This is a genomic window from Paenibacillus sp. 01L418 (assembly GCF_056400045.1).
On record NZ_JBFTSN010000025.1, the window covers coordinates 16,138 to 39,859 of the forward strand.

The window sequence follows — 23,722 nt, forward strand, 5'->3', positions numbered from 1 at the left end:
TCTTCAAATGGCTTGGGCTTCTTTTTTTCCGAGAGAATCAACTGAATGAAAAAGGCTTCCGCCTTGGAGCAGTTTCGTTGCTGCTCCAATGAGCGAAAGCCATTATTTTAATTATCGTCGTCGTCATCTTCGTCATTATTTTCAAGACCAAGCCGCTTCGCTTCCAAATACTCTTGCGTAGCTCGGTCACGAGCGCGGCCTTTGTCCTTCAACCGTTCGATCGCCGGCTGAATAAGGAGGTCAACTTCCTTTTGCACCGTATAGGCCAAGTCGTATCGTGTTTGCGATTCTAAGAAGGAGCCGACTTCCATCAATGCATTGTAACGATCCAGCTCATCTCTGGTCAGCAATCCGCGGACTTGTACGCTGCAATGTCTCATTATAGAAACTTCCCTTTGCGAAGTACAAGCGAAATGCCGCCGATGATGAACAGGTAACGAAGGTCGATCGCTTTTTTCAGCCATGCGGCTACGCGGCCTTTATATTTTTTGCCAAAAGCTACTCCGATTGCTTCGCCTTTGCCAAGTGATGCTACCGTTCCTTTGTTGCTGAACGTGAAGCTCTTCGGTGGTTGATTGCGAATGGAAGCGACAAGGTTATGTGCGCATACGACACCTTGCTGCATTGCAATTTGAGCAGTCGGCGGATAAGGACGGCCTTCTGGATTAAACATCAGCGAGTTGTCGCCAATGATATAAATGTTCTCATTGCTCGGGGAACGAAGGAATTCATCCACCTTCACGCGTCCGCGCATCGTTTCGAAGCCAGCTTCCTCAATGAGGCGATTGCCGCGAATACCGCCAGTCCAGATCACGGTTGCCGACTTAATTTCTTCGCCTTCGCCAACGATTACACCCTCTGGCGAGCATTCCTTAATGGCTGTGCCAATACGGAACGTTACACCCTTCTTGGTCAACACATCCATCCCATACTCTACGAGCTCAGGATCAAAGCCTGGCAGCGCCGTTGGTGCTGCTTCGATGTTGTAGATTTTTACAAGCGCAGGATCTACGTCAAATTGCTTGCACAGCTCAGGAATACGGTCGGAGAGTTCTCCAACAAACTCGATTCCCGTAAAGCCTGCACCGCCAACAACAAACGTCAAATAATCCGTACGATGCGGTTCACGTTTGAAGCGCGCGAATTGGTACTCGATATGCTCGCGAATCAAACGAACAGAGTTGATGCTGCGAATATTCATTGCATGTTCGCCTAAGCCTGGAATTCCGAAAGTCTCAGGCTCGCCTCCAAGACCAATGACCAAATAATCATAAGACAAAGTACCGTCTTCAAGAATCACTTTTTTATCTTGCGGACGAATTTGAACGACTGTTGATTTCACGAAGTCGATTTTAAATTCATCGATCAATTTCGAAATGCTCACCCGTGCATTTTCCGGATTATCCGTGCCTGCCGCTGGCATATGAAGATGTGTTGTAATATAGTGGTAATCATGTTTATTAACTAACGTAACGTCAGCTTCATTGTAATTTAATTCTTTTTGCAGTCGAAGTGCGGTCAAAATGCCGCCGTACCCTGCGCCAAGAATAACGATTTTAGGTATGTTACTCATCGTTTAATCCCATCCATTCCTTATTTATCTTTGTATTTATACTTTGTGAAAAATTACACATGCTAAACCGAATATTTATAATGATGAGTTCAGTGTGTTCTAATTAAAGTGCTTTTATCAATGAGCCTATGGCATTAAACCGACAACTTTCGACGTTTTATGCAACCACTCCCATGCATAACATACATCAGAAATTCTACAGAGTTTTCGGGCAAAGTTCAAGGGCAAAATATACGAAATTGTTTAGAACTCTATACAAATTAAATATTTCCTTCTTATATCTGGAAAGTTTATAATTGAAGTCGTAAAGCTTATAACGTGGAGGTGGCTACAATGTCAAACCCTGAATCAGCAGTAGATCCCGTCGATATTTTAATCATCGGAGGCGGGCCTGCAGGAATGTTTGCTGCTTTCTATGGCGGTATGCGCCAAGCTTCAGTTAAGCTCATCGAAAGCATGCCCCAGCTAGGCGGTCAGCTTGCAGCGCTTTATCCTGAAAAATACATTTATGATGTTGCTGGATTTCCTAAGGTAACGGCACAAGAACTAGTTGACCGTCTACGAGAGCAGCTTACTCATTTTCAGCAGGAAATCTGCCTTGAGGAAAAGGTATTAAACGTAAACAAGCTTGATGAACGTCTCTTTGAAATTATAACAGACAAAACAAAACATTATGCTAAAGCGGTCATTATTACTGCCGGTGTTGGTGCATTTGAGCCGCGGAGGCTTGAATTGCCTGAGGCCGCTGGATTTGAGAAGAAAAACCTTCATTATTTTGTGGGTGATTTGCAGCGTTTTCAGGGGAAAAAGGTGTTGATAAGCGGCGGCGGCGACTCAGCTGTTGACTGGTCGCTCATGCTGGAGCCCATTGCTGAGAGCGTTACGCTAATTCATCGTCGTGACAAATTCAGAGCGCATGAGCATAGCGTTGAGAATTTAATGAATTCGAAAGTTAACATCCTTACACCAAAAGAAATTACAGCGCTACATGGTGAGGAGAGCATTACGAAAGTCACGTTGTCCGACGTCAAAACATTAGAGACAATTGAACTTGAAGTCGATGCCGTCATCGTCAACTTTGGTTTTATTTCTTCACTCGGTCCGATTGCTGATTGGGGTATTCAAATTCAAGGCGGGTCGATTATCGTTGATACCCGTATGGAAACGAATATTGCTGGAATCTTTGCAGCCGGCGATGTGACTACTTATCCCGGTAAGCTCAAGCTGATCGCTGTTGGTTTCGGAGAAGCCCCTACTGCTATTAATAACGCTAAGGTTTATGTTGATCCCGGAGCAAAGCTCTCCCCAGGACATAGCAGCAACATGAAGCTTTAGCGCATTTATATTGATCATAACGGTAAAAAAATAAACATAAGGGTATCCTAACCTTGGCTTAGCTCAATCATACACCTATTGCATTCATATGCACGGTGAGCCTAGGAGGATACCCTTATGTTTTGTCCTGTTTGTAATGGCTTTCAATATTTGCATGTTCGCTGCTCCTCTTGCGATAGCGCAGTTATCGATTGCGGTCGTGCATCTGATCTGACGAGCCCTTACGCTCCCTATGAACAGATCGAAGACGAGCCGCTCATAAATAGTGTGCATGTGCAAAACTCTTTATCTTGCAAGCATCTTGTATATTGTCAGGCCTGCAAGCTTACTGCCGAGGTTTGGGTGAAGGAAATGTAGTCGCTCTGCTATCTTGAAGAATCGCGACTTTTTATGCTGTAATTTTGATGTTTTCTGGTTTGAGTCGTCTGCGTGTCATTTCGATGGCTAACATTCGAATAAACTCGGGTTCCAATTCAAACTGCACAGCTGCATAATAAGTGTCTACTAACATTTCGTCAGACAGTAGCTCCATACTACACACCCTTTCTTCCATACTTTGGTTACTACTTTTTCATAGTAGCATGGCACTATTAGAAGGACAACAGTCCCGGTTATACACAAGATGTTGTGGATACGATGTGAATAGCATGTGTATATACGTCGAATTTTAAGCATTATCAAGGTGGATAATGTGGATAGAGTTATCCACAGGTCTTTTTTACATCCTCTCAATAAAAAACTTTAATCGCTTTATATGAATCTATTAATGGAATATATTGAAACCTCTCCCTATTTCCTACACTAGCCCACATACAATCACATAAAAAAAGCCCCAATTGGGGCTCATATGAGAAATGATTCCTTACCAATTCAATTCATACTGCTCGTTTTCGATCCATGAGGAAGTCGTATAGTCTCTGCCGCGCACAATAATCTTATTTGCGTACACGTCAACCTGATAACCTTGGCTGCCCTCTTTGTACTCGTCCTCATTCGTCCATAAATAAGCGACCGATGCCGTATTAAATATGGTCGCCGTTTCACCTTTTCCTTCAAAGCAGGTATGTCCCGCTTCCAGCTCCCAATGGGTATGTCCGTTAAACATGATGGTCTGAGGATGCTTTTTCAATATTGCTTTCAATTCTTTGTCCTGAGTCACACCATACCAGCCCTGCTCCTCGAGCGAGCCGGCAACCGTATCCTTCAGCGGCTGATGCAGGAACAAAAATACCGGCTTTGATGCTGATGCCTGCTCACCAAGACGCTCATCAAGCCAGTCAAGCTGCTCTGTACTCAAATAGGCGAAATCCTTTAATCCTTGCTCCGAGCCAAGAAAAATAAAATGATAGCCCTCCAGCCATCTATCATAATATGGACCTTTCATGCCGGTGCTAGATTCATAGAGTTTAAGTTGATTGCTCCATTCACCTAAAAAAATATCATGATTGCCATACGTAAGCAGCATCTCTGGCAGTCCTGCTTTGTTTGCTTCCCAAATGCGGGTAAACTCCTCATATTCAGGTCGGAGTCCATGATCCGTCACGTCTCCAACATGCATTATGCCTATACTGTTAGAGGCATATGCAGCAATATCAAGAAGCGCTTGCTCGAAATGCTTATTGTGAATATGATCCCGGTCATTCGTAACATGGGTGTCCGTAATGACTTGAAAACTAATAATTGGAGACAGCATTTTATTCCTCTCCCTTTCTGCTTGCATTTAATGGTTTTTTACACTCATATTCAAGCCCACTACTCCAACAACGATAACAGCGATCCAGAGCAATGAGGTAATAGGCAGCTTTTCATGAAAAATCGTAACGCTGACAATCGTAATGAGAATAATGCCAATACCTGACCAGATCGCATAGGCAACGCTCACATTCATATAAGATAGAGCGAAGTTTAGCATCGTGAAGCTGACACCATAAAACAAAAACATGAGTACAGAGGGCCAAAATCGTGAAAAGCCCGCTGAATATTTCATAGAAACGGTTCCTGACAGCTCTAATACGATAGCGAGAAGAAGAAATGTCCATCCCCAGCCCATTTCACTCTTCATTCACTCGTCTCCTAATCGTTAGTTCACTATAAGAAGCAATAACTTCATCTGCATTAGGAAGCGCCTTGTGGACGCGAGATCCTTCGGCAACATCTGCGATACCAACTTTTACACAAGCCCCAGCCGCATGTCCCATCCGCATATCTCCATTAGTGTCGCCTATAATCGCAGCCTCCGAACAATCAATTCCAAGCTTCTGGCAGGCCAGCTGCATCATATCCGGAAACGGCTTGCCTCGCTCAACCAAATCAGTGCCGATTACGACATCAAAATAATTGCGAATTCCAAGCCACTCCAAATGTTTTTTTGCAGCCTCCGTTTCATCAGCRGTGACAACGCCAAGCCTAATGCCATGCTCTCTGCAGCTATCCAGAAAATCAATGCTTCCAGGCAGCGGGAGAGCTGGGCGCGAGAGCTCCAGCTCAATATCCGCTTGCTTCTTGCAATGCTGAACATGCTCCATCGCTTCTGCCCACGATACGCCTTGGCTGTACAACTGCCAAGCAAGCACTGCATACAAGTCATTCATCGTGCCCATAGCAAGCGGACCATTTCGATCATAATCGATGATCTTGTTGTCAGCATCATGTTTCGTGCCCCAAAGGCTAGGAATTCGATCAAGCTGAAAAGGAATTCCTCGGTGCTCTAGCTGATTTTTTAGCTCAATGAATATGAACTCGCTCCAGCTGCCCCACATCCCGATGAAATCCAGCAGCGTTCCATCCTTGTCAAACAAGATGCCTGACACCTTGTATGCTCGATTATTTATTATTAAGTCAGGCATATTAACAATTCCTCCTATTTTAATCTGTCGAGCTCCTTCTGTGCTGCTTCCTTCGCTTCCTTGAGCGCTTTCTCAGCAGAAACATTTCCGATTTGCACTTTATCAGCTGCAATCTTAAGCGAATCGTTTATTTTGYCGCCTGTCGGGTCCTGGAATGGCGCAGATGCATGAGCTGCCTGCATAAGCGGCACTTTAATTTGAGGGTTTTTCTCGCTGAATGCTTTGTATTCCTCGTCCTCAAGTGCGGATGAGCGAACTGCGATATAGCCCGTACCAATCGACCATGATGCGGTATTTTTCGTTTCAGAGAAGAACGTAAGCCATTTGTATGCCGCCTCTTTTTGTTCTTCACTAACGCCAGATGGAATGCCTGCCATAATTGCACTTGCAACAGGTTTGCCTGCACCTATGCCGTCCCAGCCCGGTTGCTCCATTGCCCCAACGATATTGAAATCAAGATCACCTTGATCGCCGCTTGATCCCGTATAGCCTGCAGCTTGTCCCTTCATAACATCGTCGATCGTTTTGTACCAATATTCCCATCCTTGGCCGCCGGAGTGGATCGTCATCACTTTATCTTCATGAATCCATTTGCGGAACATCTCCCATGTCTCAACCCATTCTGGAGAGTCAATCATCACGGTTTTGCCATCATCACTTAGAACGGTACCGCCTTTGCCTAATACAGCATCCATCATATTTTCCATGCCCCACATCGGCTCCCAGCCGTAGAAGCTTGTTTTTCCATTCGCTTTAACCGCCATCTTCGACGCCGAAGCAGCTAAGCTTTCCCATGTCTTAAAATCTTCTGTTGTAAGTCCGCTCTTCTCAAGTGCATCCTTGCGATAATACATGACCTGCGTCGTGCCATACATCGGAAGGAAATATTGTTTGCCGTCCAGCTGTCCTTGCTCAAGAAATGTTTGTACAAAGTCTTCTTTATTGAAAGAAGAGTCAGCACCAATTAATTCGCTCATGTCAGCGAATAATCCTTTTTTTGCCCAGTTCATATTAGAGGAAAGAACAGCAGCAGGCGCTTGCTTCGCTGCAATCGCAGCTTGGAGCTTCTGCTCGGTTTCGGAGTAATCCGCTTGGGCGATCCCTTTCACGATTACCTCCTGCTGCGAGTTGTTGAATAAGTCGATTTTTTCCTTCATCGTTTCGCCAAGCTTGCCGCCAAGCCCATACCAGAACTCAATCGTAACTGGCTCTTTAGGAGCAGGAGCTTCGCTTGCCTCATTGGTTGGATCTGCATTAGCTCCATTATTCGTTTTCGTATTTCCTGCTGTTTGTCCACACGCTGCCAGTACCGCAAAACTGGTTACCATCATCAGAGCTAAACCTTGCTTCATTTTCAACATTGTAATTGATTCCTCCACTCGATTTGTATAAAACAACAAGCAAAGCCTATTTTCTACCCTTTGTTCACGCCAACTGACATATTGAAGCTTTTCATAATCGTCTTCTGCGCAAAAAGAAACAGCACAAGCAGCGGGATAATCGTAAAAGAACTTGCCGCCATAATAAGCGGCCACTTCAAGCCATAGGCTCCTCCTTCCACAAAGAAGCTTCTAAGGCCAGCCGAGACTAGCTGCAGATTCGGATTTTTCGTGATCAGCATCGGCCAAAAATAGTTATTATAATGTTCAATGAACGTAATAAGAGCGAGCACAATAAAGGAGGAACGCGTCACCGGAATAAGAATCGACCATAAAATCCGCATGGATGACGCACCATCGATTTGCCCTGCCTCTACCAGTTCATGCGACACCTGTAAAAAAGCTTGTCTGATCAAAAAAATGGAAAAGACGCTGACGCAGTTGGATAAAATGAGGCCAGCATAGGAATCGAGCAGGTGGAGCTTGGCCAAAATCATATAGCTCGGCAAGTAAACCGCTGTGCTAGGAATCATATAACCAAGCATTATGATTGCTGTGATGGCTTTCTTCAATCGAAATCGCATATGCGTCAAAGCATAAGCCATCATCGCAGAATTCAGTGCCTGCAGCAGAACAATGACTGAAGCTACGAGAATGCTATTCGTTAAATACCGCCAGAAAGGCGCTTCTAGCCAAGCAGCCAAAAAGTTGCTCCACTGAGGAGAACTTGGCCAAAAGGTCGGCGGGAATTGCCATATTTCATCATTTGTTTTGAGCGCGCTTGTAATCATCCAATAGAATGGAAAGGCCATAACGGCACTGAAGAGCAGCAATAACAAATGCCTGATCGTACGTCGAAAAACATTTTGAGCTTGCATAACAATCTTTCTCCTCTCCATGCGGTTGACGATTATGAGCTGTAATGAACGGTTTTACGGCTGATGGCAAAGGATACGATCGATAGCACCATACAGATAGCTACGAGCACAACCGCCACAGAGGAAGCTTCTCCGATATCAAACGACTCAAAAGCCGATTGATAATACATATATAGAAGCGTTCTTGTTGAACCGGCCGGGCCACCCTGCGTTAACACGTTAATTTGATCATAAGCTTGCAGCGCCGATATCGTTTGTACAATAAAAAGAAAAAAGGTCGTTGGCGATATTAGCGGAATCGTAATATATCGAAGCTTGCTCCAGCTTCCCGCTCCGTCCAGCTCTCCAGCCTGCAATAGCTCTCGCGGCAAATTTTGCAAGGCGACTAAGAAAAACACCATCGACCAGCCCATCAGCTTCCAGATGGTAACGATCAGCACCCCTGCAAGCGCCCATCTCGTATCTTGAAGCCAGCCAATTCCGTCAAAGCCGAACCATCTCAGCACCGTATTGGCCATTCCTACTTTAGGTTCGAATATCCAAGACCATACAATAGATACAGCAACCGTTGGTGTAACCCAAGGAGAGAACAATAACGTCCGGTATATAACCGAGCCCTTCATCTTCCGGTTAAGCAACAACGCTAGCGCGAGTCCAAAAGCCATCACCGGTAGCACACTACCAAGACAAAAGAGGAGTGTTACGCCAAGGGATTGATAGAATGCTGAATTATTGAACAAATAAATATAGTTTTCAAAACCTACAAATGTTTTAACGGGACTCATAAAATCCCAATCCGTAAAGCTCAAATAAAAAATAGTTCCCAGCGGGATCAACCAAAATACAATCAATGGAATCATAGCCGGCAGCGTGAACAATAGAGCCTTCCATTCCTTAGCCATATCGCGTTTTATCATCTCCTGTTTATCGTTCAATTTTTTCTTAATGTTTGCTATAATTATCATTAATAACTCATTTTCACCTCTATTGTTCAAAAATTATTGTACACTCAGTTTAGAACAGCCACATTATCTGAACGTTAACGTCTGATAAAGATCTTGTAAAAGAGTTGTTTTCCTGAAAGATTCACTTTCAACTAATATTGTTGCTGTATAATGAATCATAAAATCTTAATCTTGTAGGTGATGTTGTGAAAAGAGCTTCCACCAGCGATCAGAATAGTTTGCCCACGACTCAGGAGCAAATAAGAGGAAAGATAATAGACGCTATTGCCCAGACGATGGATTTATATGGTGCTAATTATTCATTCGGACAGCTTTACGGCATCATGTTTTTTGAAGATAAACCGATGACACTTGAAGAAATGAAGCAGCAAATGAATATGAGCAAAAGCAATATGAGCTATGCCGTTCGATCCTTGATGGATTCAAAGATGATAATGAAATTGGATGAAAAACTGGAACGCAAAGATTTATATGTAGCGGAGACTGACTTTTTCCAAGCCTTCCAAAACTTCTTTGCTGCTAAGCTGCAGCGCGAGATCGATGTCATGCTCGGTGCAATAAATGAGGTTATTCCTCCGTTGTCTGAAATCATCTTAGATATTGATACGGAGGCTGAGGAGCGGCTCCTATGCCTAAAGGACTTGAACAAACTGCGCCACGGTATTGAGTATTACAGCTGGCTTCAGCAATTCGTCGACGGGCTTCGTAACGGAGAGTTTTTCCGCCAAAATGAGACCAAGCCCGATCTTTAGCTATGAATAAAGCAAAAACGGCTTCGGCACCCTCTGGATGCTGAAGCCGCTTTGACGGAGAAATATAAGAGAAGTATGAGAAAATAATCTACTTTCTTATATTGAACAAAAGGATGCTAAGAAGTGATTTCCACTTCTACGCATCCTTTTGTTTGCCTGTTATTGCGGCCTTGTATTCACTTCAAATATCCATATTTTACCTTGTTTATCAATACCGTAATCAAACCCTAACTGGCCAATTCCGGGGTACTTGGCTTCAAGCACATTTGTCGATAATACGGTAAGCTCACGCATCTTCCGCTTCTTTTCCCCTACCTGTGCTGAAGATAGGGATCTGCTAATCCCGTCTGCTGCTGAAACCAATGTGCCGCCTCGGCATAAATTAGTTACGAACAGCCCTTTTCTAGCAATTCGCCCTACAATTGCACGATAGACCCAGCCGTTATCCGTCTTCACATATTTTACTCGGTAATCAATAGGCCTGCCGTCCACCGTTGCCAAATATATCCCTTTTTGAATAATATAAGCACGGCCTTTACGTTGATTGTTAAGCGATCCTACTAAAGCCGCAAAACTAGCGAATCGTTTCGTCTGCGAATAATAAGTATAGGTATACCCATCGCCGTATCGCGTAACCTTTATAACGCCGTGTCCGCCAGCACCGACTACTGGCTTAACAACAACCATTTGATGTGTATCCAACATGCTTCTGAGGTTATTGGCCGTAAATCTCCTAGTTGGAGGAATATGCGGTGCGATGCTGGAATGAGAGAGCAGTATTGCCGTCTTAGCCCATTTGCTAGCTAATTGCCTACCCTGATTATCACCCAATGAAATCTTTCCCCTTTCCTACCTCTTCATCCATAGCATATGACAGAACACTATCTGTCTCTTGGATGAATGACATAGGTTAGGAGCCTTTATTACCAASCTTACCAACAATCGCTAGCCATTTGCCTCGTTTCGTATCCGTAGAACCTTTTACTGGACCAATATTCGTAATCCGTACTGGATTAATTCCACAAAATTGAAGTGTTGCTTTCTTCATTGCGCGATGCCCTGGCTGACCGTATACAAAGCGGTTGTACCATACTGGTGTATCCAGTGTAACGATCAAGCGAGCTGTTTTGCCAGACAACAGCTTATCCCAAAATATAGAGCCTTCACGATATTTAAAAGCGAAACCTGGCAGCAGCACCCGATCCAAAAAACCTTTGAGCAAAGCCGGCAGCGTCCCCCACCAAGTCGGATAAATAAAGACGAGATGATCCGCCCACTTCATCGATGCTTGAGCTTCTAGCAAATCCGGTTCAAGCTCTGTACGCTTCGCATAGCCGAAGGCAAGATTAGGATTAAAGCTTAGCTCATGCAGCTGTATGATTCGAACCTCAGCGCCCCCCTGCACCGCGCCGTCAGCATAAGCCTTTGCCAAAGAGCTGCAATAGCTGGTAGGGTTGGGATTTCCTTGAATGATAAGTATTTTTTTGTTTGAGCTCACTTTGGCTCCACCACCGTTTCAGTTAATAAAATAATTGCAAGAAATCTAATCATCGGTACTTATCCTTGTCGTGATTCTCTTTGACACTATTCAGAAGTTCCGTCTTGTAAAATGAGCAGCATAAATGTATAAAAATCTTCTTTCTCGAATGCACGAGCTGGTGATGAAAGCGTGTCGGCTAACATAATGTTCCGAACGCACATGCCGTATGAAAGCATTACGCCTTGCTCCGCTGCTTTACGCGCATCCACGGTTTGAGCAATGAGACCCTCTTTTTGTCCGCTTTCTATCCACTCTAGCAAGGTCGCTGTTGAACGCTCGTGAAATTGCTGCAGAACACTTGCAATACCTGGCTTATCCTTCTGACTAAGCAGATAAGTTAAGATTTGATTAGCTACACTATCCTTCTGCTGAAGCTGATCAAGCCCCTCAGTAATAGCAAGCAATGGAGCTGTAAGACTGCAGCTTTTCTCTATCGTAAGCAGGAAGGAATCATTAATGAGCTCCACTTGCGAAGACAATATAAGTCCAAAAAGCTCTTCTTTGCTTTTTACATAATGATAGATGGCACCTTTGGACAATCCGGTACTAAGCATAATTTGCTGCAATGTGGTATGTCGGCAGCCTTTTTCCTGAATGAGCTGCTCTGCTGTTTCCAACAATAATTTATAACTCGCATTTGCAGTGTAATCTACCATAAGCAGCCTCCTTTATTATTAATTGTTTATTATGAGTTGCAATCGACGATAAATTATTTAAAAGGACAGAAGACCGTCGGTCGGTTTGTTGATGTCTCTATAATACAGACCGCTGGTCGGTTTGTAAAGTGGTATTTTATTTTTTCTTTTCACAAAAAAAACCGGCAAGCTGCCCTTTAAGGGTTGCTTGCCGGTTTTCTCTAATTTATTTGCCTGATTGTTTCTCGAGTGCTGCCTTAAGCTTATCTGCCAAGCTATTGGACATCGACGTATTATCGCTATACTGTTCAATCAGTTTCTGGTTTTGCTTGCGATTCACTTTGCCGCTTTGCTTATCGCCAAGCATTTCGATGACATTGCATGGTTTGCATTGTGCAAATTTACCTGCTTTGCCGTCTTTAATCTCCATCTTCTTATGGCATTGCGGGCAGCGCTTATTGGAGAGCATTGGCTCTGCTGAACGGCGATAGCCGCATTCACGATCTGAGCAGACGAGCGATTTGCCTCGTTTTCCGTTAATTTCGAGCAACGGCTTCTCGCATTCAGGACAACGTGAATGGGTCAAATTATGCGGTTTATATTCCTTCGTCTCAGCAATAACCTCAGAAACCCATTTCGCAGCCTGCTGTCTAACATTTTTCATAAAGGCAGCCGGGTCGCCTTTACCTTTCGCAATACGCTCCAGCTCCTGCTCCCATTTTGCTGTTAAATCAGGACTTCTGAGCTCGTTTACTACGAGTTCAATCAGCTGCTTTCCTTTTCCCGTTGGCATCAGCTTGTTTTGCGTCCGAGTTATCGTATCTGTTCCGAGCAGTTTTTCAATAATATCAGCTCTTGTTGCCGGTGTTCCAAGACTGTGCTTCTCCATGCGAGTAAGCAGTGTCGCTTCTGTATAGCGTGCTGGCGGCATTGTGCGAAGCTCGCGTACCTTTTCCTGCTTCACAGGGAGCGATTGTCCGATGGATAGCGGCGGAAGCAGCTGAGCAGGCTGTCCGTCGGATTTCCCTTGACCTGAGCCCGCTCCGTCGTCGTCATCCTCATCTTGAACGGAAGAATAAGCATCTGATTGATAAATTTCCTTCCAGCCCTTTTCTTTCTCGATCTTCCCTTTTGCGTATAACATATCCTTGCCTACAGCAAGCACAACACTCGTCTCATCGTAACGATAAGGTCCATAAAATAATGAAATAAACCGTTTTACGATTAAATCGTATAATCGGCGCTCATCATTGCTTAGAGCAGACAGATTTACGAATTGTTCTGTAGGAATAATAGCATGATGATCTGTTACTTTACTGTCATCTACAATTCGCTTCGTTATTGGAAGCTGCATTCTGACAAGCTTGCGAGCCAGCTGTGTGTAAGGCCCAACAGCGATGCTCTCTAACCGTCCCTTTAAGGTAGGAACCATATCGCTCGACAAATATCTGGAATCTGTACGCGGATACGTAACCAGCTTATGCTGCTCATAAAGCTTCTGAAGCACGTTGGACGTTTGTTTGGCCGAGAAGCCCAGACGTTTATTTGCATCTCGCTGCAGCTCAGTAAGGTCATAGGCCTGGGGATGCGGCTCCGATTTCTCCAAGGTGCGAAGCTTGCTTACCTTTGCAGTTCCCTGCTTGATACGAGCGGCGATCGCATCAGCATCAGCACGGCTCCATACTCTTCCGTCATGTGCATCCTGCTCCCGCCAATGCGCAGAGAATGAGCCAAAATCAGCAGACACATTCCAATATGGCTGCGATTGAAACGATTGTATTTCTTGTTCCCGCTCCATCAGCATGGCGAGCGTTGGCGTTTGCACGCGTCCAGCTGCTAGCTGTGCGTTGTATTTGGTCGTTAATGCTCTCGTCACGTTTAATCCAATCAACCAATCCGCTTCTGCACGGCAAACGGCCGAAGCATACAAATTGTTATAGTCCTTGCCTGGCTTCAAGGTGTTGAAGCCGTCCTTTATCGCTTTGTCCGTCTGAGATGAAATCCAAAGACGCTTAAACGGCTTGCGCCAATGAACAAGCTCCATAATCCAACGAGCGACTAACTCGCCTTCTCGGCCAGCATCCGTAGCGATGATAAGCTCACTAATATCTTGCCGTTTACAAAGCTGAGCTACTGTACGATATTGCTGTGATGTTTCCTTCATAATTTTTAAATTCATTTTTGGCGGAAGCAGCGGCAAATCTTCCAAATTCCAAGTTTTATATTTCGGATCGTAATCCTCAGGTTCAGCCAGTGTCACCAAATGTCCCAGCGCCCAAGTTACAACATATTTAGGGCCTTCCATGTAGCCTTTATGTTTCTGTCCGCAGCCGAGTACACGGGCTATTTCCTTCGCCACACTCGGTTTTTCTGCCAGTACAAGCGATTTCATTCGGATTATTCGCTCCATTCCATTTAGATGCCTCATTCGCATCAATCATTATGACGAAACGATACCATAGGCTCGCAGCCTGCGCAACGCCTGCAGCCTTAACTCCCAGCATGCTGTAAAACCTTTATGCATCGATTTCGCATCCTTCCTATCGTATTGAAACACTTGGCGATTAGCAATCTATTCCTGCTATTCTTGTGAATTTTACTGCTATATTCTCGGTGTGATATAGTAGGTTCAGCTTATAAGAAAGCAGATTAAGAGCTAGGGAGCGTTGATGGATGAAGCTGCGTGTTGTTGCTATTGTTTTTGGTGTTTTGCTCTTATACAGCGGCATTTCCTTCTATATTGGCTGGAATGGGTGGCTGTTCTTATCTCATTTATTTCATTTCGAAAATGCGACAGTGTATACGATCATTGCTAGTGTCATTGCATTTTCGTACATTATCGGCCGGCTCGCTTACCGTGCGCCTTTTAAACCGGTTGCCGAGGTATTGAAGCTGATTGGTTCCTACTGGTTTGCCGTATTGGAATATGCCGTAATCATTTTGCCGCCTGCCAATGTTGTTGCCCTTATCTTAAAAGCAGCTGGCGCTGAAAAATCAATCTATATTGTCGGTGTAGGCGGGCTTGCCTTGCTTATTATGGCTGTACTCCTTATCCGCGGTTCTTGGAATGCATGGAGCCCAATTGTTCGAACCTATCATGTTCAAGTGCCAAAACCTGCTGGAAAATTGAAGAAGCTGCGCATCGCCATGGCTTCTGATCTTCATTTGGGTACAATCGTAGGCAATCGGCATTTAGTTAGGCTGGTGAACAAGGTTGAAGAAATTGAGCCGGATCTTATCCTGCTTCCTGGCGATATTCTTGATGATGATATTGAGCCTTTTCTTCGCAAAAACATGTCAACTGAACTTGGCAAGCTCAAAGCGCCACTAGGCGTTTACGCCGTAACTGGAAATCACGAATACATTGGCCGGAAAGTGCCAGAATTTATTGCGGCAATGGATGCAATCGGCATTCGTGTCCTTATGGACGAGACGGCGCTCATTGCTGACAGCTTCTATGTCATCGGCCGTAAAGATAAGGCGGCTGCGGGATTCAGCGGCAAAGGAAGGCTGCCTATTCAGGAGCTTGTCGCTCCTCTAGATCAAACTAGGCCGCTAATCATGCTCGATCATCAGCCTTCCGACATCGCAAGCGCCGCAGATAACGGCATCGACATCTCCGTATCCGGCCACACCCATCGCGGCCAGATGATGCCTAATCATCTGATTACGAGAAAGCTGTTTGAGCTTGATTGGGGTTATTTAAAAAAAGGCGGCCTGAACGCCATCGTATCATCAGGCTTCGGAACTTGGGGACCGCCGGTACGAATTGRCAGCCGGTCTGAGGTCATTCATATCGAGGTAGAATTCATAACCGTTTAAAAGGTTAACGAAAATAGCGGCAGCAATGATGTAAACCACTCTCATTTCCGGCTATCCAGCCTATGACGAGGGTATACACACAATTGCTGCCGCTATTTTTATATCTTTATTGTAGACTCCGAGTTGCCGCTTTGGCAGTGTGAAGCCGCTAATTAACGATTAATCTACATCAGCTATACGCCATTCAGCACCTTTTTCCTTGCTCTTATGGAACACATACACTGAGCTTCCACCGCTGTCTTCATTGTTCCTGATCTCCGAAACTTGAACGACAGCCTCAAACAACGACTTTTGCTCTTTAATAGCTATTGGTTGTTCGACCTTTATGCTTGTAATTGTGAATCCGGTAATGCCACTTGAATCTTCGCGTGACTTGCGTGCACTTTCCGTGTACAAGTTTAAAAAATCATCCCATTTTTTCTCATGCATATACTTTATTCGCAAATTAATTAGCTCGATAAGCGGCTTCTCTTCTTCCGTGAAAGCTGAGCTTTCCAAATACGCTGGCTCGAGTACTTCGTTATTCGGCGACTCAGACGACTGCATAGGAATGGGAGTGGAAGACTCGATTATAGGTGATGGCGACATGCTCTGTGTATTCTGCTGTTCTCCGTCTACTTGCTCGTCTGCTCCTTCTTTGCCAGAACCACTCACCGAATACGCATCTTCCAGCAAAGTCCAAATCTTCTTCGTGGATGATTTCCCTAATCGATAAAGCGTTCCAGTATCACCTGGCTTCATGAAATTCCCATGCTCGCTGCTCTTCGATATCCAAAGCAGGTAACGCGAGTCCCCTAAGATTACAGAATAGGGTGGTGCCGCGATATCGACCTTTCCCTTCATCTGCTTACCAAATCGGAATGCATATTCGAATGCTCGAATCGACTCTCGATCCTCCCACACCACTTGCGAGGTCGGCTCTGCCTGCTCGAAATCAAGCATGCGCTGGACGGTAACCTGATTCTCGTTTACCCGAAACAAAAACATCAAAATTGCAGCAGCCACAACTACGACGCCAATCAGAATGATGTAGCCACGCTTCAAATGCACACTTCCTTTCTCCAAAAAAATTCAACCATTGCTACCTGTTACTTCGTGTCCGATATAATAAATAGATAAATCGAGTGCGATAACCATTAAGACGAAGGTTCATGGTAAAAGGTTCCATACATAGGTCCAGGTTGTGTCATAAACTGTTCCGGTCAACCAAATATAGGAGTATCTGGAATAATAGGCAGGGCTAAACACAAGCATAAATGTCGTCATCGCCGACAACAAGGAAGCCACACCTATGCCGACTAATACGAGGCGAAAGGGATTTACACCTTTTTTCCAAGCAATTAAATAAATCATCATTCGGCAAATGATCATGGCCGAGCAGGACGCAAGAAAAAAGCTTGCTTCGGTTACAAAACAAGGAAAATGGGTAATCATAAGACTGCTGCCAAATAATTGCCGCCTTTATGGAAATAGTGAACATACCTTTACGGAGTTATTTTACGATCGCTTGCAGTTCCAATGTGATGAGCGCATCACGCATCCCATTTACAAAAACAATGCGCTTGAGCACATTATCCCGATTCTAGAGAATGGGACCCTTGGGGCCCCATTGGGCGTGAATATATGATTCGTGAGATGAAACGTTATTTCATCAAAAACGCTACTAATGCATATTGACAAATAATTATTTTTGTGGTATAATATAATATTTTACTATTTACATACATTTTAACTACTGGTACGATGTTACTTGAAATGAGCAACTCACCTGCAGCAAAAACTTCTAAACAGTAGCGGAGGGTTAAAATGAACATTGCAAGCGGAGTTAATATGATGCCGATATCAGCGGTCATGATGGGTCGAATGGAAACAATTTATCCCACTTTAATTTGGGATAACGACACCGTGATCTTAGTGGATACTGGCTATCCGGGGCAGCTGCCATTAATAAAGGAGCAAATGGAGCGTGCTGGACTTGCGTTTGAGCGTCTTAACAAAATCATTATTACCCATCAAGACCTTGACCACATTGGAAGCTTGCCTGCGATTTTGCAGGAATTGCCTCATAAGGCGGAGGTGCTTGCGGACAAAGTAGAGGCTCCTTACATTCAAGGTGAAGCACATTTGCTCAAAGTTACACCAGAATCGATTGAGCAAGCTGTCCAAGCCTTGCCGGCAGAGGTGCCTGAGGAATGGCGAGCCGCATTCAGGAAGACGCTTGAAAATCCGCCTAAAGCGAATGTCGATGTTATCATTACGGATGGGCAACAATTGCCGTATTGCGGAGGAATTATCGTCATTGGCACACCTGGGCATACGCCCGGACATCTTAGCCTTTATCATACTGCTAGCAAAACGTTAATTGCAGCTGATGCTCTAATCGTTGAAAACGACCAGCTGCTAGGACCGACCCCACATTATTGTCTCGATCCGGATACCGCAAAAAAATCCATCAAAAAATTAACGCAATACGACATAAACACAGTCATCTGCTACCATGGCGGGTTATATTCTGATCATGTGAATGAGCGAATTTTAGAGCTCGCTGCCGAATAGCGAATAAGGGAGCTGCCAACGCAATCGACGTTGACAGCTCCCTTTTATATATTCCTACAATCCGCCAGCCAGCGCTTTTTTCAAAAACTGTCCTGTATAGGAAGCAGCAATAGACGCTACTTGCTCTGGCGTTCCTGCTGCGACAAGATTGCCGCCTGCTGCACCTCCCTCGGGCCCTATATCGATGACCCAATCGGATTCCCGGATAATTTCCAAGCTATGCTCAACCAGAATGACCGTATTGCCGGCATCCACTAATTTATTGAGTAGAGCAAGCAGCTGTTCAACGTCCGCTAGATGCAAGCCCGTTGTTGGCTCATCCAGCAAATAAAGGGTATGTTTGTTCGATCTCTTGTTCAGCTCCTTCGCCAGCTTAATTCGCTGACCTTCTCCGCCGGACAACGTTTTTACCGACTGTCCCCATTGCAGATAACCTAACCCTACTTCACACAGCAGCTCGGTCATGCTCGCAATTTTTGCTTTATTTTTAAACACAGCTCGGCTCTCTTCAACCGTCATATTAAGCAAATCCGATATCGAATAACCCTCGTAAGTGACTCTCAATACTTCATCTTTGAATCGTTTTCCTTTGCAAGCCGTGCAGCGAATTTCAAGATTAGGGAGAAAACTCATGTCTACCGATAATACGCCAAGTCCTTGGCAAGTCTCGCAGCGTCCCCCTGGTGTATTGAATGAAAAATGCTTCGAGGTAAGCTGATTGCGCTTCGCTTCTGGCAGCCCTGCATATAAATTTCGCAGCTGTGTAAATACTTCTGTATAAGTCGCAATATTTGAGCGCTGCATACGGCCTAATGGTGACTGATCGACCGTAATTTGATTTCCGATATGCTCAAAGCCCGCAATGCTGTCGCAGCCCGCAATACGTCGTTTCCCCTGCCCTCCCTCCGCAAGCAAATCAAATAACAAGGTAGATTTGCCTGAGCCAGACACTCCCGTCACCGAGATGAGACAGCCAAGCGGAAAAGCAACATCAAACCCTTTCAAATTACGAGCATGTGCATGGACAATCGACAGCTGTTTACCGTCGCCTGACCTTCTTGTCCGTACCGCCGCTGGCAAGCTTTCCTGACGCAAATAGGTACCTGTAACGGAACTCTCACTTGCGATCAGCTCCTCCAAGCTGCCTTCGCCAACGACCGTCCCACCTAAATATCCTGCTCCTGGACCGATATCGATAATATGATCTGCAGCTCTCATGACCTCAATATCATGCTCAATAACGAGTACCGTGTTGCCCAAATCACGCAGCTGCATGAGAACGCGAAGCAAACCTGCTGTATCGCGTGGATGTAGACCTGTTGTTGGCTCATCCAATATATAGAGCACACCAGTAAGTCCAGACCCAAGGAGTGACGCTAATCGCAGACGCTGAGCTTCCCCGCCTGACAGGGAAACGGTCTGTCGGTCCAGAGATAAATAACTAAGGCCAACATCGATGATTCTCTCCAAACGTATCGGCATATCGGTCATGACAGGCGCAAGCAGCGGCCGTCCCTGAGGAGGCACAGCATCCTGAAGCTGCTTGGTCCAAGTAAGYAAATCCTCCAATGACCAAGTGGATACTTCTGATATCGAAGCCCCTGCCAMTAAAGCTGACCGGCTTTCTTTTTTTAGACGCATGCCCTTGCAATCCGTACACCCATCTTGCTTAAAATAATCGTTTTCCTTTTCTGCTGCCCCTTGCTCGCTTTCCTTCTCTTTATACCTTCTCCACATTCCAGTTACAATGCCTTCAAACTTGCCTTTTCCGACTGTTTTTGGCGGCGCTGCAAGAGGAAAATGCCTCATGAATGCATCGCTCTCCACGCCGTAATAAAGCAGATCACGCTGGATTTCCGTATAATCCTTTAATGGCAGGTCGAGATCAAATGTAAATCCATAATGGTCTCCTGCACCCTTTAAAATGACAGCATAATATTCGAGTTGTACTTCGTACAGGCAAGTCACACAGCCGCCGCGGAAACTCAGCTCTTGATTGAATACCGCTTCTAAGTCAAGCGTGGCAACATGTCCTAACCCACTGCAGGTTTCGCAGGCTCCCTCCGGCTTATTGAAAGAAAAATGAGCCATTCCGAGCTTCTCATGTTCCTTATTGCAGCCCGGGCATACGATCGTCTGGCGTCCCTCCTCTTCCTCTGCAGCTGCGATATCATTCTCTTCATCGAATACAGGCGGTATAGTTGTACCGCAGCTGCTGCATACACGGCTGCTAAGCCTGGAGTAGACAAAACGCAAATACGTATAAATATCTGTAACCGTACCAACCGTAGAACGCGGATTGCGATTGGTGACGTGCTGACCGATGCTGATGGAAGGAGAAAGTCCAGCTATCGATTCCACCTTCGGCTTGCTTATGGAATCCGATACCATCCCCATTGACTCCATATACTGCCTCTGACATTCCCTTTGCAGCGTGTCCATGGCAAGCGTTGATTTGCCGGAGCCTGAGGGCCCTGTCAACACAACCAATTTGTATTTGGGGATTGAGAGTGAAATGTTTTTCAAGTTATTTTCGCGTGCACCTGTAATGACTATCGTATCGTTCATGCATGTCCTCCTCATTGACAATAAATTTTTGGGGTAAGCAACGCTTCGCCTATTTAGAGCGCTTTTCCAGCATTTATTCCAGCATACTACATTGATGCAAGTGTGAAGGTTACGCAAATAAACACCCTATTTAAACCTGTTTCGTTGACAAAAAGGTTCCCATGGTTGTTTAATGTTTTTAGAAAATGTTCGGAGGTGTTTTTTGTGATTATTCGACCGATTGATATTGCCAGGAGATTAAATATTAGTACTAACGCGTTGAGGCACTACGAGGATTGGGGCATCATTCCACCGGTTGAACGAGGGACAAACGGTTATCGCATATATACAGCAGAACACGTCGCTTACTTTGAGTGCATAAGAGCGATGAATGAAGGTTTTGGAATGACGCTTACCAAAGAAGTGATGATTAAACTGATCCAAGGCGAGATTGATGAGGCGTTATGGCTTGTAAACCGTGCACAGGCAGAGCTTCACCGTGACAAAACGATCGCCGATAAAACGATTCTTGCGCTGGAGACAGATGAGATTCATTTGCTGCATAGAGCAAGGAAAAGAAAAGGGATGACCATTGGGGAAGTATCCGAGGCAACAACCATACCAAGCTCCGCTATTCGTCACTGGGAGAAGATGGGTCTCCTTATTGTTAATCGCAACAAGGAAAATGGCTACCGCATCTTCAGTCCAGCAAACCTGCGTCAAATCTTAATTATTCGCACCTTCAAGGCGGCGGTATGGTCGCTTGAGATCATTCAGCAGGTGCTGAAAGAGGTTAACGATAACCAGGTAGAAAATGCGATAAAAATAGCGCGTGAATCGATGCAATTTCTAAATCGAGTCAATAGAAACCAACTGCTCGGAGCCCATTCTTTGTATAAGCTTCTACTCGCCATCGAACAAAAGCATTAATCATTAGCCCAGATCGCTGAGATAGGAAGCTGCATTTGATCGAAGTAGATCGATTAAATCTTCGTTCATGTATTCGAATTCATCTGGTATATGAAGACAGATTAGCTGCTTGCCCGAAAGCTCATGGCCAAACTTGCTTTGCAGCCTTCGAATATGTTTTTTCTCCATTGCAAAAATATAATCAGCCCAGCCAATATGACCTGCTGTCACCTTAATCCGGGCATTCTCTTCCGTACCAGCGGACCTCACCTCATGGCCGCCAACACCTTGAAAAATCGTTTCCGCAGTCAAGCTTCGCCACTTGTTTCTGCTGCATACAAACAATAGATTTATCGAGAACACACTCCTCATTCATTTTTAATTTTATTATTCAACCAGTTCAAGCAAATTACTCAGTTCATGATATAACTCCAGCTCCGACAATACGCGCTTGCAGCGTCTGAGCATCCGTCTGTCTTCCAAAATTAATTTCTTGTGCTGCGCATCACGAAGGAAAGCAAGCTTTCTCTCCGGGGTTGCCTCTTCAACCATTGCATCGAGCGCCCGCCTATCATCCCAATCAATAGAGAGCGGCCCTTCAGCGATATAATCAACCTGACCCAAAAGCGGTGCAACACCAATCGAATCCAGCGTTTGCATGCAAATCGCTTGCGCCCTTTCCTCACGTACACTTTGCATATACTGTTCCAAGTCAGTAATTTCACGCAGTCCAAAAAGCTCTTTCAGCCTTTGCAGCRCCGCTGAATGCTCATCCGCCAAGCTTTCATTTTTCTGCTCTCGCATCTTTTTAAAGAAATCATCAAATGTCGCAGGGTTATTATACAGTAGACTTCTATCCGTAATAATAAGACGAAGGAAATCCGTAATATTTTTGGAAACAAGCCATATTTCCGAGTCAAAATCCATTGGCGATACGACAGCTATATAAGCTTGCTCCAAATCTTTGACAGCTCCGAAATCCGTTACAAAACAATAATGAATGCCATCACAACCAGAGCTGGCGAAAGGAATAAAATCGGGCGGCGTACATGGATAGCGGAAGTCATATTTTTGCATGATAAGCCCCAGCTCTAGATCCATTGCTCTTCCGAGTTCAGTCTCCAGCTCGTACAGCTGATTAATCGCCTGCGGCACCTCATAGTTGCCATATTGCCGATGAATACGCGGCTTATCCCATTTTTGTTCAGTTTCGATGATAGGCCCAAACGATGTTTTCGATGGCAAATTTGCCCTATCGATGCTGGCATAAGCTTGAATGATATCCGGTACGTATTCACGAGTCAGTTTATGGCCGGACAGAATTTGGTACAGCTGCGTAAGGTCATCTTCTTCCCACGCCGACAAGCTCTCCAACGATATGCCGCCCTTATGACCGGATAAACGCAGAATAATCGCATCAAACTGTGCGCGGTTATCCTCCTTTACGAACGCATATTCTTCCAAAATGAAAGCAATCATTGATTGTTTATCCATGCTCAGCTCCATCTCCCTATCGTAAATCCGATTCAGTATTTTAGGCATTTAATGCTAATTATACCAAATGAATCAGCTGAAAAACTACATATTCATCCTAGTCCAGCTCTCGATATTGGAAATAGCAGCGATTGAAAGCTTGTTCTCGTCCTCTTTTAAACGCAGCTCAAGCTTTGTTTCATAGAGATCGAGCTCAAATAATTGCTCAATATGATAAACTCCTTTTGGCAGATTCGAGCTGTATACAGCCATGGCAACCGCAATTGCCGTTTGTGCTGTAATTTCAGCCTCCTCTGTACCCTGCAGCCCATATTCGATTAACGTCTCTGCTCCTGATTTAACACCGTAACCTGTCATTTTTACCGCGTAACAAGCAGAACCGACTCGAAGCTTACCAAGCAATTGAATCACCAAACTTCTCATCGGTTTTAATCGCAGCAGACGATCGAATCCTAATCCCTTAAAGAGTGCTATCGTGCTGGTGACGATCC

The 23,722-nt window shown here is 44.9% G+C and carries 24 protein-coding genes and 1 pseudogene; 6 read left to right on the forward strand and 19 right to left on the reverse strand.

The annotated features are described in order from the left end of the window. Nucleotides 1-107: 107 nt before the first annotated feature. Both AC1DSE_RS05795 and AC1DSE_RS05800 read right to left on the reverse strand, forming a co-directional pair. Complete coding sequence (locus AC1DSE_RS05795; protein ID WP_076267567.1) at nucleotides 108-380, reverse strand: hypothetical protein; 273 nt, start codon at nucleotides 378-380, stop codon at nucleotides 108-110. Continuing rightward, nucleotides 380-1,573, reverse strand: coding sequence for an NAD(P)/FAD-dependent oxidoreductase (locus AC1DSE_RS05800; protein WP_477509006.1), 1,194 nt, complete (start codon nucleotides 1,571-1,573; stop codon nucleotides 380-382). The genes AC1DSE_RS05795 and AC1DSE_RS05800 overlap by 1 nt, the downstream gene beginning before the upstream one ends. A gap of 333 nt (nucleotides 1,574-1,906) precedes the next feature. Here AC1DSE_RS05800 and AC1DSE_RS05805 point away from each other — a divergent pair, with 333 nt between their 5' ends. Both AC1DSE_RS05805 and AC1DSE_RS05810 read left to right on the forward strand, forming a co-directional pair. Continuing rightward, a complete protein-coding gene (locus AC1DSE_RS05805; protein WP_076267565.1) occupies nucleotides 1,907-2,908 on the forward strand; it encodes an NAD(P)/FAD-dependent oxidoreductase in 1,002 nt (333 codons plus the stop codon). A gap of 117 nt (nucleotides 2,909-3,025) precedes the next feature. Next, nucleotides 3,026-3,265, forward strand: a complete 240-nt coding sequence (locus AC1DSE_RS05810; protein ID WP_441876756.1) for a hypothetical protein — start codon at nucleotides 3,026-3,028, stop codon at nucleotides 3,263-3,265. Between the two features lie 31 nt (nucleotides 3,266-3,296). Here AC1DSE_RS05810 and sda read toward each other — a convergent pair whose 3' ends face one another. The 7 genes from sda to AC1DSE_RS05845 all read right to left on the reverse strand — a co-directional run bounded on the left by sda (nucleotide 3,297) and on the right by AC1DSE_RS05845 (nucleotide 8,913). After that, nucleotides 3,297-3,440: a sporulation histidine kinase inhibitor Sda gene (gene sda / locus AC1DSE_RS05815; protein ID WP_076267563.1), complete on the reverse strand. Its 144-nt coding sequence runs from the start codon at nucleotides 3,438-3,440 to the stop codon at nucleotides 3,297-3,299. Nucleotides 3,441-3,770: 330 nt separating this feature from the next. Next, nucleotides 3,771-4,601 carry a metallophosphoesterase family protein gene (locus tag AC1DSE_RS05820; protein WP_441876753.1) on the reverse strand — a complete coding sequence of 277 codons (831 nt, stop codon included), beginning with the start codon at nucleotides 4,599-4,601 and terminating at the stop codon, nucleotides 3,771-3,773. Between the two features lie 27 nt (nucleotides 4,602-4,628). After that, the gene (locus AC1DSE_RS05825) at nucleotides 4,629-4,970 is read right to left on the reverse strand and encodes a DMT family transporter (protein WP_076267561.1); all 342 of its coding nucleotides are present in this window, start codon (nucleotides 4,968-4,970) and stop codon (nucleotides 4,629-4,631) included. Beyond that, nucleotides 4,960-5,754 (reverse strand): HAD family hydrolase, encoded by a 795-nt coding sequence (locus AC1DSE_RS05830; RefSeq protein ID WP_477509007.1) that lies wholly within the window; start codon nucleotides 5,752-5,754, stop codon nucleotides 4,960-4,962. Before AC1DSE_RS05830 ends, AC1DSE_RS05825 begins: the two co-directional genes overlap by 11 nt. 14 nt (nucleotides 5,755-5,768) lie before the next feature. Next, nucleotides 5,769-7,115, reverse strand: coding sequence for an extracellular solute-binding protein (locus tag AC1DSE_RS05835; RefSeq protein WP_477527486.1), 1,347 nt, complete (start codon nucleotides 7,113-7,115; stop codon nucleotides 5,769-5,771). 53 nt (nucleotides 7,116-7,168) lie between these two features. Beyond that, complete coding sequence (locus AC1DSE_RS05840) at nucleotides 7,169-8,011, reverse strand: carbohydrate ABC transporter permease (RefSeq protein ID WP_076267558.1); 843 nt, start codon at nucleotides 8,009-8,011, stop codon at nucleotides 7,169-7,171. A 32-nt stretch (nucleotides 8,012-8,043) separates the two neighbouring features. Further along, nucleotides 8,044-8,913: a carbohydrate ABC transporter permease gene (locus AC1DSE_RS05845; protein ID WP_441876741.1), complete on the reverse strand. Its 870-nt coding sequence runs from the start codon at nucleotides 8,911-8,913 to the stop codon at nucleotides 8,044-8,046. Nucleotides 8,914-9,161: 248 nt separating this feature from the next. Between AC1DSE_RS05845 and AC1DSE_RS05850 the strand changes: the two genes are divergently transcribed. Continuing rightward, on the forward strand, nucleotides 9,162-9,728 hold the full coding sequence (locus tag AC1DSE_RS05850; RefSeq protein WP_477509009.1) for a GbsR/MarR family transcriptional regulator: 567 nt from the start codon (nucleotides 9,162-9,164) through the stop codon (nucleotides 9,726-9,728). A gap of 159 nt (nucleotides 9,729-9,887) precedes the next feature. Here AC1DSE_RS05850 and AC1DSE_RS05855 read toward each other — a convergent pair whose 3' ends face one another. The 4 genes from AC1DSE_RS05855 to AC1DSE_RS05870 form a co-directional block, all read right to left on the reverse strand. Next, nucleotides 9,888-10,559 carry a YheC/YheD family protein gene (locus AC1DSE_RS05855; protein WP_477527487.1) on the reverse strand — a complete coding sequence of 224 codons (672 nt, stop codon included), beginning with the start codon at nucleotides 10,557-10,559 and terminating at the stop codon, nucleotides 9,888-9,890. A gap of 79 nt (nucleotides 10,560-10,638) precedes the next feature. Continuing rightward, nucleotides 10,639-11,226, reverse strand: a complete 588-nt coding sequence (locus tag AC1DSE_RS05860; RefSeq protein ID WP_477527488.1) for an NAD(P)H-dependent oxidoreductase — start codon at nucleotides 11,224-11,226, stop codon at nucleotides 10,639-10,641. Nucleotides 11,227-11,312: 86 nt separating this feature from the next. Beyond that, entirely contained in the window at nucleotides 11,313-11,924 is a 612-nt protein-coding gene (locus tag AC1DSE_RS05865; protein ID WP_477509011.1) for a TetR/AcrR family transcriptional regulator, read from the reverse strand. 205 nt (nucleotides 11,925-12,129) lie between these two features. Then, nucleotides 12,130-14,295, reverse strand: coding sequence for a DNA topoisomerase III (locus tag AC1DSE_RS05870; RefSeq protein ID WP_477509122.1), 2,166 nt, complete (start codon nucleotides 14,293-14,295; stop codon nucleotides 12,130-12,132). 281 nt (nucleotides 14,296-14,576) lie between these two features. On the opposite strand from AC1DSE_RS05870, the gene AC1DSE_RS05875 reads away from it, so the two are divergent. Then, the gene (locus AC1DSE_RS05875; protein WP_477527489.1) at nucleotides 14,577-15,725 is read left to right on the forward strand and encodes a metallophosphoesterase; all 1,149 of its coding nucleotides are present in this window, start codon (nucleotides 14,577-14,579) and stop codon (nucleotides 15,723-15,725) included. 159 nt (nucleotides 15,726-15,884) lie between these two features. Here AC1DSE_RS05875 and AC1DSE_RS05880 read toward each other — a convergent pair whose 3' ends face one another. Together AC1DSE_RS05880 and AC1DSE_RS05885 are read right to left on the reverse strand one after the other, a co-directional pair. Continuing rightward, entirely contained in the window at nucleotides 15,885-16,775 is an 891-nt protein-coding gene (locus tag AC1DSE_RS05880) for a YhfM domain-containing protein (protein WP_477527490.1), read from the reverse strand. 99 nt (nucleotides 16,776-16,874) lie between these two features. Next, nucleotides 16,875-17,159: an iron chelate uptake ABC transporter family permease subunit gene (locus AC1DSE_RS05885; protein WP_477509014.1), complete on the reverse strand. Its 285-nt coding sequence runs from the start codon at nucleotides 17,157-17,159 to the stop codon at nucleotides 16,875-16,877. A 372-nt stretch (nucleotides 17,160-17,531) separates the two neighbouring features. On the opposite strand from AC1DSE_RS05885, the gene AC1DSE_RS05890 reads away from it, so the two are divergent. Continuing rightward, nucleotides 17,532-18,281: an MBL fold metallo-hydrolase gene (locus tag AC1DSE_RS05890; RefSeq protein ID WP_477509015.1), complete on the forward strand. Its 750-nt coding sequence runs from the start codon at nucleotides 17,532-17,534 to the stop codon at nucleotides 18,279-18,281. Nucleotides 18,282-18,335: 54 nt separating this feature from the next. Here AC1DSE_RS05890 and uvrA read toward each other — a convergent pair whose 3' ends face one another. Further along, a complete protein-coding gene (uvrA, locus tag AC1DSE_RS05895; protein ID WP_477527491.1) occupies nucleotides 18,336-20,849 on the reverse strand; it encodes an excinuclease ABC subunit UvrA in 2,514 nt (837 codons plus the stop codon). Nucleotides 20,850-21,053: 204 nt separating this feature from the next. On the opposite strand from uvrA, the gene AC1DSE_RS05900 reads away from it, so the two are divergent. Further along, nucleotides 21,054-21,758 (forward strand): MerR family transcriptional regulator, encoded by a 705-nt coding sequence (locus AC1DSE_RS05900; RefSeq protein WP_477509017.1) that lies wholly within the window; start codon nucleotides 21,054-21,056, stop codon nucleotides 21,756-21,758. A 3-nt stretch (nucleotides 21,759-21,761) separates the two neighbouring features. Here the strand turns inward: AC1DSE_RS05900 and AC1DSE_RS05905 are convergent, their stop codons facing one another. From AC1DSE_RS05905 to AC1DSE_RS05915, 3 genes and pseudogenes are all read right to left on the reverse strand, one after another. Further along, nucleotides 21,762-22,091 (reverse strand): low molecular weight protein tyrosine phosphatase family protein, encoded by a 330-nt coding sequence (locus AC1DSE_RS05905; protein ID WP_477509123.1) that lies wholly within the window; start codon nucleotides 22,089-22,091, stop codon nucleotides 21,762-21,764. Nucleotides 22,092-22,124: 33 nt separating this feature from the next. After that, nucleotides 22,125-23,231 carry a hypothetical protein gene (locus tag AC1DSE_RS05910; protein WP_477527492.1) on the reverse strand — a complete coding sequence of 369 codons (1,107 nt, stop codon included), beginning with the start codon at nucleotides 23,229-23,231 and terminating at the stop codon, nucleotides 22,125-22,127. A gap of 84 nt (nucleotides 23,232-23,315) precedes the next feature. Then, nucleotides 23,316-23,722, reverse strand: a pseudogene (locus AC1DSE_RS05915) (hypothetical protein); the annotation flags it as partial.